9 protein-coding genes are annotated in these 10,719 nt (G+C 37.1%); 8 read left to right on the plus strand and 1 reads right to left on the minus strand.

Translation table 11 applies throughout. The features are described from left to right. The first annotated feature begins 39 nt into the window (after nt 1–39). The 7 genes from cruF to groL all read left to right on the plus strand — a co-directional run bounded on the left by cruF (nt 40) and on the right by groL (nt 7,406). A complete protein-coding gene (gene cruF / locus QNJ66_RS11360; protein ID WP_300506628.1) occupies nt 40–930 on the plus strand; it encodes a gamma-carotene 1'-hydroxylase CruF in 891 nt (296 codons plus the stop codon). Nucleotides 931–943: 13 nt separating this feature from the next. Next, a complete protein-coding gene (gene cruG, locus QNJ66_RS11365) occupies nt 944–2,161 on the plus strand; it encodes a 2'-O-glycosyltransferase CruG (RefSeq protein WP_300506630.1) in 1,218 nt (405 codons plus the stop codon). Next, nucleotides 2,154–3,230 (plus strand): HindVP family restriction endonuclease, encoded by a 1,077-nt coding sequence (locus tag QNJ66_RS11370; RefSeq protein WP_300506632.1) that lies wholly within the window; start codon nt 2,154–2,156, stop codon nt 3,228–3,230. Before cruG ends, QNJ66_RS11370 begins: the two co-directional genes overlap by 8 nt. A 44-nt stretch (nt 3,231–3,274) precedes the next feature. After that, nucleotides 3,275–4,210: a DNA cytosine methyltransferase gene (locus QNJ66_RS11375; RefSeq protein WP_300506636.1), complete on the plus strand. Its 936-nt coding sequence runs from the start codon at nt 3,275–3,277 to the stop codon at nt 4,208–4,210. A 39-nt stretch (nt 4,211–4,249) separates the two neighbouring features. Then, nucleotides 4,250–4,861 (plus strand): Uma2 family endonuclease, encoded by a 612-nt coding sequence (locus tag QNJ66_RS11380; protein ID WP_300506638.1) that lies wholly within the window; start codon nt 4,250–4,252, stop codon nt 4,859–4,861. Between the two features lie 14 nt (nt 4,862–4,875). Continuing rightward, entirely contained in the window at nt 4,876–5,505 is a 630-nt protein-coding gene (locus QNJ66_RS11385; protein ID WP_300506641.1) for a Uma2 family endonuclease, read from the plus strand. Between the two features lie 212 nt (nt 5,506–5,717). Next, entirely contained in the window at nt 5,718–7,406 is a 1,689-nt protein-coding gene (gene groL, locus QNJ66_RS11390) for a chaperonin GroEL (protein WP_300506645.1), read from the plus strand. A gap of 193 nt (nt 7,407–7,599) precedes the next feature. On the opposite strand, the gene QNJ66_RS11395 is transcribed toward groL, so the two are convergent. Next, nucleotides 7,600–8,055 (minus strand): DM13 domain-containing protein, encoded by a 456-nt coding sequence (locus tag QNJ66_RS11395; RefSeq protein ID WP_300506647.1) that lies wholly within the window; start codon nt 8,053–8,055, stop codon nt 7,600–7,602. A gap of 260 nt (nt 8,056–8,315) precedes the next feature. Between QNJ66_RS11395 and QNJ66_RS11400 the strand changes: the two genes are divergently transcribed. Further along, complete coding sequence (locus tag QNJ66_RS11400; RefSeq protein ID WP_300506649.1) at nt 8,316–10,682, plus strand: COR domain-containing protein; 2,367 nt, start codon at nt 8,316–8,318, stop codon at nt 10,680–10,682. The last annotated feature ends 37 nt before the right edge of the window (nt 10,683–10,719 follow it).

The raw sequence follows: 10,719 nt of genomic DNA on the forward strand, positions 1-10,719 counted from the left end.
GTAAACTAGAGTGTAACCCACAGACATTGATAGAAACACATGACTACCCTTATGCGCGTGGAACGCACTCTTGTGATCGGCCATATATTATCCATGGCCTTTGGTTTAGCAGGATTATTGTTAGTATTGCCCAATCCCGATTTTATCGCCAGTTTACCCCCTATCGGCAAAACCGCCTTTGCTTGGTCTATGGCTGGCGGTGGCGTAATGTATATGTTATTAGGAATGTCCGCCGTTGCCGTCTATGCTTATCGTACCTTGGGGTTTTGGCATTGGTTAGGCTTTATGTTACCGGCCTTAGGTATCTCCTTGACCAGTGAATTACTGGGAACCAGTACCGGCTTTCCTTTTGGTCACTATCGCTATTTAACAGGGTTAGGTTGCAAAATTGCTGGTTTAGTTCCCTTTACCATCCCCTTATCTTGGTTTTATTTAGGATTTAGTGCTTATTTAATTGCCCGTGCAGGATTAAATAATAAAATTTCTCAGAATTGGTTAAAAATGGTCGCTTCCATCGCCTTGGGGTCTATTTTCTTAACCGCTTGGGATTTCGTTTTAGATCCAGCCATGAGTCAAACCACTATGCCTTTTTGGATTTGGGAACAACCTGGGGCGTTTTTTGGAATGCCTTATCAAAACTTTGCTGGATGGTTCGGTACCGGTGCAGTATTTATGACCGTTGCTACCTTAATTTGGAAAGTGAAACCCTTGAATTTTCCCCAAAGCAACTTAGGACTACCTTTAGCTATCTATGTCAGCAATTTTGCCTTTGCCATGATCATGAGTTTAGCAGCCGGCATCTATATCCCTGTTCTATTAGGGTTAATCGTCGGTTTACTTCCCGTGTTGGTGTTGTACCGTCTAGCTGATAGCCAAACCGAGGCAAATATTCCTGAAAATCTCGTCAAAGTGTCATTTAATAATGGATAATTGACAATGAATCATGGATCATGGAGTTCCTATTTTGTTGAATGATACGGTTATCGCTGTTATTTCTCTGTCTGTGTTAATGTTCCAAGGAACAGCAACCATTATTTTATTGTCCCGTTTGCTCAAAGGGGCGATCCGTCGCCCACCCCTAAAACCTCAATTACCCGACCCTGAAATGTTGGGGAAAGTGAGTGTTGTGGTTCCTACCCTCAACGAAGCAGAACGTATTACACCCTGTTTAGAGGGGTTGGGACAACAAAATTATGAAGTACGAGAAATTATTATTGTTGACAGTCATTCTCAAGATGGAACCCAAGAACTGGTTAAAACGGCCGGACTTAAAGATCCCCGTTTTCGCTTGATCACCGATGATCCTTTGCCTTCGGGATGGGTTGGCCGCCCTTGGGCTTTACATAATGGCTTTTTATATAGTTCTCCTCGTAGTCAATGGGTGTTGGGTATTGATGCTGATACCCAACCTCAACGAGGGTTAGTGGCTAGTTTAGTTAAGGCTGCGGAGGAAGAAGGTTACGATCTGGTTTCCTTGTCTCCTCAGTTTATCCTCAAGGATGCAGGGGAATGGTTGTTACAACCGGCTTTATTGATGACTTTATTGTATCGTTTTGATTCGGCTGGAGTGAGAAACCAAACCCCAGATCGGGTGATGGCTAATGGTCAATGTTTCTTGTCCCGTCGTTCTGTTTTAGAAGCATTGGATGGTTATACTTGTGCTGCTGGTTCTTTTTGTGATGACGTTACTTTAGCCCGTGAAGCTGCGAAAAAGGGCTTTAAGGTGGGATTTTTGGATGGTAAAAACTTAATTCGGGTGAGAATGTACGAAGGTGTCCAAGAAACCTGGAAAGAATGGGGGCGATCGCTGGATCTTAAGGATGCTGCTTCTACTCCTCAAGTTTGGGGTGATTTAGCTTTATTATTATTGACTCAAGCTGCACCTTTATTGTTATTAATTATTTTTGTTAGTTTTTGGTTAGTTGGTTATAATTTTCTGAGTTTGGAATTGGCGATCGCTTTAAATCTTGTTTTAGTTATTATTCGTTTTGCCCTACTATTTGCTGTTTTTCCTTCTTATTACAAAGATCAGTCTTTATGGGTTAAATCATTATTATTTTGGTTGTCTCCTTTCGCTGATCCTTTAGCAGTGTTGAGAATCTTTTTATCTTCTTTACAAAAACCGAAACAATGGCGAGGTAGAAGTTATAGTAATGAGTGACAATTATCAACCTAGATTATTCGGAATTAATCAATCTAATCGAGACTTTAGTAAAAAATCAAGTTGGGGTAAAAATCAATTTAATAGTTCTTTCCCAGCAGCATTAGCTTGTTACATGAGTTGTAAAAATTTACAACCAGTTTATTTAACTCTCGATCATAAATTAACAGTTAATCATGGCAAAATTGATCTATCTTCTCTATTTGGATTAGATTATAATTCACCTAATTTCTTTTTTGCATTTGAAAGAGATTATTTACCCTATCAAGATATTGTAATTGGAAATTTACCAAGAATAGATTTAGTGACTATGGATATCAGTCAAAATAATCTTTGTTTAAGAGGAATAGAAATTAAATTAACTGCTTTACCAGATAATACAACTTGTGAACTGACCGATGATAAATATGGTAGTGAAATTGTCGTTAGACCACCAACAATTGTTTATTTATCAGTTAGTATCGCTAAAGCATATCAACATGATAGACAAGGGTTAAAAGATTATTTGAATCCAATTTGTAATGAAATTAAAGATTGGACATCTCCTAGTTATATTTTACCTGTTATCAATGAACTAATTTCAATAATTGATGTTGTCATCAGTTCTTGTCTTGATAGTCAAATTCCCCTTATCATGGAACCTGTTTGGAAAACGGAAGGAAAATCAGCTAAACTTCATGATAATTGTTTAGATATATTTATGTGGAGTAATTTAGCTTTTACTCGCTTGTTTATAGATGCAGCAAAATCAGAATTAAATTCAGATAAAATAACCCGTCATAAACGCTGTGTTGTTTGGTTAGCAAAAATGTTGTATGACTTTGCTAATAGCAGTAAAATTAATCATACAGCTACTATAGATGAGATATCTTTGAATACAAAAAATGATAAAGCTTTTGCCTTAAGTGGTTCTAGAACTCACAAATATATGAAATCACCAGAGTTAACAAATCCAAGAATTAAACGAGAAGAAATTAATAATATAATTTTAGGAGGTGGAGAAAAGTTATTGAGTCCAGAAAGAAGATTTGATGCAATTATTCTTAACACACCTAATCTATTCGAGTGAAATAGATTTAAAATATATAGAGTATGTGATTAAGTGTTTTATAGATGAAAGTAATTGATTTATTTGCAGGATGTGGTGGACTATCATTAGGGTTTGAAAATGCAGGATATACCATACTTGCTGCTTACGATAACTGGGAAACTGCTGTTAATGTTTATCGGAAAAATTTTAATCATCCCATCTATCAATGGGATCTCAGTCAATATGAATTATATCTAGAAAAATTCAAAAGTCTAAATCCCGATTTAATTATGGGTGGTCCTCCTTGTCAAGATTTTTCTAGTGCAGGAAAACGCGATGAAAACTTAGGAAGAGGAGATTTAACCATTGCTTTTTCTAAAATCGTAACTCAAGTTTTACCTAAAGTTTTTGTATTAGAAAATGTAGCAAGATTTAATAAAACTAATAAGTATATTCAAGCTAAAACTATTTTAAAACAAGCAGGATATGGAATTACAGAAAAAGTTTTAGATGCGAGTTTATGTGGTGTTCCTCAAAAAAGAAAACGTTTTTTTTGGATTGGTATTCATCAAGGAAAAGATCATGAACTTATTCCATATTTAGAAAAGAACTTATCTAAAAAATCAATGACAGTTAGAGACTATTTAGGTAAAAAACTGGGAATAGAGTATTATTATAGACATCCTAGAAGTTATAAAAGACGAGGTATTTTTAGTATTGATGAACCTAGTCCAACCATACGAGGTGTTAATCGACCTATCCCTAAAACCTATCAAAAACACCCTGGTGATGTTGTAGAATTATCGTCAAATGTTCGTCCTTTAACCACTCAAGAAAGAAGTTATATTCAAACATTTCCTAATAACTTTATTTGGGAAGGTTCAAAAACAAATTTAGAGCAAATGATTGGTAATGCCGTTCCTGTTAAACTAGCTGAATATGTAGCTAATGCTATCCTTGATTATTTTTCTACGTCAACTATAATTCAAGTTCAACAGCTAAGTTTACCCATATTCTAAAATTAAAAACTACTAAAATTACCAAAAAGTGAGGTTTTCATGATTCAATCATTACCAAAACTAATAACCTTTGATGAATTTATTGAATGGTTACCAGAAACAAGACGCTATGAATTACACGAAGGAACAATTGTCGAAATGCAACCCACAGGAAAACATGAAGATATTACAGCATTTCTCACCCAAGAATTAACTTTAGAATACACAAGGATGAATTTACCCTATCGTATTCCCCCCAAAGCATTAGTTAAACTAAAAAATAAAGAAACTGGCTATAATCCAGACTTGTTACTAATCGATCGCCAATATCTCCAGTCTGAACCATTATGGGAAAAAAAATCAACTATAATTAATGGAGAATCTATTCCCTTAGTGATTGAAGTTGTTAGCACTAATTGGCGTGATGATTATGGTTATAAGTTGATTGATTATGAAGCTATGGGAATCTGTGAATATTGGATTGTTGATTATTTAGGAATAGGAGGAGTCCGTTTTATTGGACAGCCAAAACAACCTACTCTTTCCATTTATCAGCTTGTGGATGGAGAGTATCAAGTCCAACAGTTTAGAGAAAAAGAACTAATTAATAAATCACTAATTTTTCCTGAATTAAATTTGACTGCTGAACAGATTTTTCAGGCTCAAAAATGAGGATTAACTAAAAAATGACTCAAACACAAACGGAACCCAAACTATACAACTTTGATCAATTCATAAGCTGGTATCCTGAAGATACTCAAGTCCGATACGAACTGCACGATGGATTAATTGTCAAAATGCCCAAACCCAAGGGAAAACACTCAAATTTAACAGGTTCTCTCATTGAACAATTATTAATAATTATTAGGCAAAAAGGCAAAGGTGGTATTTGGACTATTCCTAGAGAATCAATTGTTAAACCCGGAGGAGAAAAATCCGGTTATGAACCAGATATTATCGTTTTAAACCGAGAAAAGCTTGGGGAAGAACCTCGTTGGGAAAGTGAATCTATTATCCAAAATCCTGATTCAGTTAAATTAATCGTCGAAGTTGTTTCTACGAATTGGCGAGACGATTACTACAATAAACTTAGGGATTACGAAGAAATGGGAATTCAAGAATATTGGATTGTAGATTACGCAGCATTGGGGGCAAGAAAATTTATTGGCAACCCAAAGCAACCGACATTTTTTGTTTGTAATTTTGTTGACGGTGAATATCAAATGAATCCATTTACAGGAAATAGTCCCATTGTTTCCCCAACCTTTCCCGAGTTCAACCTATCCCCACAAGAAATTTTTGCTTTGGCCTTGTAGGAAAGCTTCTTTCTAGATATCCTCACCTCAATTACCTAAACTTCCACACCTTACCCCTATTCCTTAAGAAAAACTTTCCCATTCTTTGACCTAAACCCTTAGCACTCGTAGCATAAGAGTGCTAAATTAACATAAGTGGGAAAAAGGCAACCCTGGTCTGAATCATTGCCACAAGTCCCATTAGAAGGCGTTATAGGAGTAACTAGACAAATATGGCAAAAATTGTCTCATTTAGTGACGAATCCAGACGCGCATTAGAACAAGGGGTAAACGCCCTCGCTGATGCCGTTAAAATTACCCTCGGTCCCAAAGGCCGTAACGTATTGTTAGAAAAGAAATTTGGTACACCCCAAATTGTTAACGACGGAATCACCGTTGCTAAAGAAATTGAATTAGAAGATCCCCTCGAAAATACAGGGGCAAGATTAATCCAAGAAATCGCCTCAAAAACCAAAGAAGTGGCTGGAGATGGAACAACCACCGCCACCGTTATTGGTCAAGCTTTAATCAAAGAAGGGCTTAAAAACGTCATTGCCGGGGCTAACCCTGTGGCCTTACGTCGTGGTATGGAAAAAACCATGGCTTATTTGGTCCAAGAAATCGAAAATATTGCTAAACCCGTAGAAGGGGAAGCTATCGCCCAAGTTGCCACCGTTTCTGCTGGTAACGACCAAGAAGTGGGTGACATGATCTCTTTGGCTATGGATAAAGTAACCAAAGACGGCGTTATCACCGTAGAAGAATCTAAGTCTCTTAATACCGAGTTAGAGGTAGTAGAAGGGATGCAGATCGATCGCGGTTATATCTCTCCTTATTTCATCACCGATCAAGAACGGCAACAAGTGGAATTTGAAGATGCTTTGATCTTGATCACCGATAAAAAAATTAGTGCGATCGCTGATTTAGTCCCCATTTTAGAAAATGTTGCCCGCGCTGGTAAACCTCTATTAATCGTCTCTGAAGATATAGAAGGAGAAGCCTTAGCTACTCTGGTAGTAAATAAAGCCAGAGGTGTGTTAAATGTGGCTGCTATTAAAGCCCCTGCTTTCGGACTTAGACGTAAAGCTATCTTACAAGATATTGCCATTCTCACCGGCGGTAGCCTCATCTCAGAAGATGTGGGCTTAAGTTTGGAGGCAGTGGACTTGGATATGTTGGGACAAGCTACCAAAATCAACATTTCCAAGGATAACACCACCATCGTTGCCAACACCGATGACAGGGTAAAAGCAGCAGTAGATAAACGTATTGACCAACTGCGTCGGGAACTGGCTGCTACAGACTCCAGTTACGACACCGAACAACTACAAAAACGCATCGCTAAGTTAGCCGGCGGGGTAGCTGTTATTAAAGTTGGGGCTGCTACTGAAACAGAATTAAAGGATCGTAAACTACGGATCGAAGATGCTCTTAACGCTACTAAGGCAGCCGTAGATGAAGGTATCGTTCCTGGCGGTGGTACTACCCTAATTCACTTAGCTTCTAAGATTGCCGAGTATAAAGATAGCCTCACCAATGCTGAAGAAAAAGTGGCTGCTGATCTCGTGGCTAAGGCATTGGAAGCCCCCTTACGCCAGTTAGCAAACAATGCTGGTTTAGAGGGTTCTGTTATCGTTGAAAAGGTCAGAGAAAGCGACTTTAACATCGGTTACAACGCCATTACCGGTGAAGTTGAAGACATGATTTCTGCCGGTATTATTGACCCTGCTAAGGTGGTTCGTTCTGCTTTACAAAATGCTGCTTCTATTGCTGGTATGGTCTTAACCACGGAAGCTTTAGTGGTTGAAAAACCTGAACCTGAAGCTCCTGCAGCCCCTGATATGGGCGGCATGGGCGGCATGGGCGGCATGGGCGGTATGGGCGGCATGGGCGGCATGGGCGGCATGGGTATGGGCTTCTAAAAGCTTTTATCCTTCGTTCATTCACCATGAAACCTTACAAGAGACGCTATAGTTAGCGTCTCTTTGCATTTTTTTTAGAAAGCTTTTGATACCAAATCCGATTTAGATACCTCCTTTTAAATTTGATAGCTTAAAGCTTCAAAACCCTCCTGCCTCCTGCCCCCTGCCTCCTGCAAAGCTGTCTCCTGCTATACTAATATTTGGCCTCTGCTAAATCCGCATTGAATTTATCACACCATAGTGTTACTTCATCGTATTGATCTGGATCAAAATCGAATGGCAAACGATAAATTTGTTTTCCTTGATCTAAATTTAAACCAGAAAATAAACTGTCTTCACTGAATTCATCATTTCTAGAAAACCCTATTTTTGGATCTGGTGCGCCATCAAATTTAAAATTATCTTGAAGGACTAAATAATGAATTTCTCCTTTTTTAATTATTTGAAATTCTCCACTTACTGTATGACCACCTTGTCCAATAAAGCTACCGGTTTCGATTAATTGTCCTCCCCTCAAAATATCTTCTGCTTTTACTAATGTGGGACTCATTGCAATAGTTAATGCTGACAATAGCCAAATTACTTGTTTCATCATTTTACCCATTAATTGTAAGTTTTTTTCAATCAAACATTTGTTGATTGATTTCATGTTTTTAGTATGTTGGAGTTATCTGAGAATTTCATGACCCAATTGTGAATTAATCCTGAGAATTTGTTAGATTAGAGACGCACTAATACTGCTCGGTTAAGGATTTTGACTTTTCTTTAAAGTAAGTAGAGGAGCAGGGAGAGGCTTTTTCGGGGTTCTCCCCCTGCACCCTGCTCCCCTCTCCCATGCAGTCACCATGAAGCCTCACAATTATGAAAAATACTATATTAAGTATTATTATTTTGAATTTTTAATTGTTTATGGATAAACAAGAGTTATTAAAGATTATTGAGAAAGCTAGGGTTGAAGAGTGGGAAGAACTGGACTTAGCAGGGAATGAGTTGACGGAACTGCCGCCAGAGATTGGTTCTTTAGTTAAGTTGAAACGGTTGATTTTAGGGGAATGGGATTCAAAAAACTATAAATACATAGGTAATAATATCACTTTTTTACCAAAGGAAATCGGACAATTAACTTCTCTTCAACTACTCGATATCAGTGGTAATCAACTAACAGAGATACCAGTAGTAATCGGACAACTAACTTCTCTTCAAAGACTCAAACTCTGTGAAAATAAACTAATAGAGATACCATCAATAATCGGACAATTAACTTCTCTTCAAGAACTCAAACTCAGTGGAAATCAACTAACAGAGATACCAGTAGTAATCGGACAATTAACTTCTCTTCAAGTACTCGACCTCGGTGGAAATCAACTAACAGAGATACCAGTAGAAATCGGACAATTAACTTCTCTTCAACAACTCGATATCTGGGATAATCAACTAACAGAGATACCAGCAGAAATCGGACAATTAACTTCTCTTCAACAACTCGACCTCCGTTTAAATAAACTAACAGAGATACCAGTAGAAATTGCACAATTAACTTCTCTTCAACAACTCTACCTATGGGATAATCAACTAACAGAGATACCAGCAGAAATCGGACAATTAACTTCTCTTCAACAACTCCACCTCGGGTATAATAAAATAACAGAGATACCAGTAGAAATTGCACAATTAACTTCTCTTCAAATACTCGAACTCGGGTATAATAAAATAACAGAGATACCAGCAGAAATCGGACAATTAACTTCTCTTCAAATACTCGAACTTCTTGATAATAAACTAACAGAGATACCAGCAGAAATCGGACAATTAACTTCTCTTCAAATACTCTACCTGTGGGGAAATAAACTAACAGAGATACCAGCAGAAATCGGACAATTAACTTCTCTTCAAAAACTCGACCTCAGTGATAATCCTTTGGAAAAACCACCCATTGAAGTTGCTAACCAAGGAATACGGGCAATTCGCAATTATTTCCGTCAAATAGAAGAAGGAAAAGATACCCTTTTTGAAGCAAAACTGATTATTGTTGGGGAAGGAGGGGTAGGAAAAACAACATTAGCGAGGAGAATTTATAATCCTAAATGTCCCTTACCTGACGAAAAAGAATCTACCCAAGGAATTGATATTCAACAATGGAATTTTTCTATGGAAGAACAAGAGAAAGACTTTCGGGTTAATATTTGGGACTTTGGGGGACAAGAAATTTATCATGCAACGCATCAATTTTTCTTAACCAAACGGTCAGTTTATGCAGTGGTTGCTGATAATCGCCAAGAATCACCCAATTTACCCTATTGGTTAGAAATAGTGGAATTACTCAGCAATAAAAGTCCGGTTTTGTTAATCAAAAATGAGAAAAAAGATCAAAAAGTTCAGATTAACGAAAAAGAATTAAGAGCAAGATTTGAGAATATTAAAGAGTCTTTACCCACGAACTTTGCTGCTGAGAATCGTGGTTTAACCGATATTATTAATAACCTGAAATTTCAATTACAACAATTACCCCATGTAGGAACGACTTTACCAAAAACTTGGATTAATATTCGGAATGAATTAGAAAGACTTTTTAAAGAAGAAGGAAAAAATTACATTCCTTTGAATGAGTATTATAAAATTTGTGAAGAGATGAAAGTAACAGACAGAAATTTTCAGCTAGAAATCAGTCAATTTTTACATGACATTGGGGTAATTCTACATTTTCAAGATGACCCAATATCTCCTTTATATAATACAGTGATTCTTAACCCGGAGTGGGGAACCGATGCAGTGTATAAAGTATTAGACGAAACGACAGTTATTAATCAACTAGGACGATTTAACAATACAGATTTAGGCAATATTTGGAATGAAGCTAAATATGAAACGATGCAACCACAATTATTAGAGTTAATGCTTAAATTTAAGTTGTGTTATGAACTACCCAACGAGAAGAATACTTATATCGCACCTCAATTATTAACCAAAGAACCCCCTGAATATGAATTTAATACCACTAAGAACTTACAATTAAAATATGAATATGAATTTTTGCCAAAAGCAATCATTATCCAGTTTATTGTGGAGATGTCCCGTTTAATTGATGAATCGAACGTTTGGCAAAAAGGAGTCGTCTTAAAAAGAGAATCCAATGGACAGATAACTTATGGGGAAATAGTGGAAAGTTATAACCGAAGAGAAATTAATATTAGATTGGATGGAGATGATATAGCAACCGCCAAGGCGGTTAGGACACTGTGCGAAGCACATCTTCTATGGCATCCCGAAGACACTTGAATTGACTAATTTTTTTACGAATTCGACTCTTTAACCA

The sequence above is a fragment of the Crocosphaera sp. genome (assembly GCF_030064895.1).
Taxonomy (GTDB): Bacteria; Cyanobacteriota; Cyanobacteriia; order Cyanobacteriales; family Microcystaceae; genus Crocosphaera.

What these genes read in the sequence shown, in the direction of transcription:
- QNJ66_RS11400 (WP_300506649.1), top strand. Translation starts at nt 8,316, where the DNA reads ATGGATAAACAAGAGTTATTAAAGATTATTGAGAAAGCTAGGGTTGAA.
- cruF (WP_300506628.1), top strand. Translation starts at nt 40, where the DNA reads ATGACTACCCTTATGCGCGTGGAACGCACTCTTGTGATCGGCCATATA.
- cruG (WP_300506630.1), top strand. Translation starts at nt 944, where the DNA reads ATGGATCATGGAGTTCCTATTTTGTTGAATGATACGGTTATCGCTGTT.
- groL (WP_300506645.1), top strand. Translation starts at nt 5,718, where the DNA reads ATGGCAAAAATTGTCTCATTTAGTGACGAATCCAGACGCGCATTAGAA.
- QNJ66_RS11375 (WP_300506636.1), top strand. Translation starts at nt 3,275, where the DNA reads ATGAAAGTAATTGATTTATTTGCAGGATGTGGTGGACTATCATTAGGG.
- QNJ66_RS11380 (WP_300506638.1), top strand. Translation starts at nt 4,250, where the DNA reads ATGATTCAATCATTACCAAAACTAATAACCTTTGATGAATTTATTGAA.
- QNJ66_RS11395 (WP_300506647.1), bottom strand. Translation starts at nt 8,055, where the DNA reads ATGAAATCAATCAACAAATGTTTGATTGAAAAAAACTTACAATTAATG.
- QNJ66_RS11370 (WP_300506632.1), top strand. Translation starts at nt 2,154, where the DNA reads ATGAGTGACAATTATCAACCTAGATTATTCGGAATTAATCAATCTAAT.
- QNJ66_RS11385 (WP_300506641.1), top strand. Translation starts at nt 4,876, where the DNA reads ATGACTCAAACACAAACGGAACCCAAACTATACAACTTTGATCAATTC.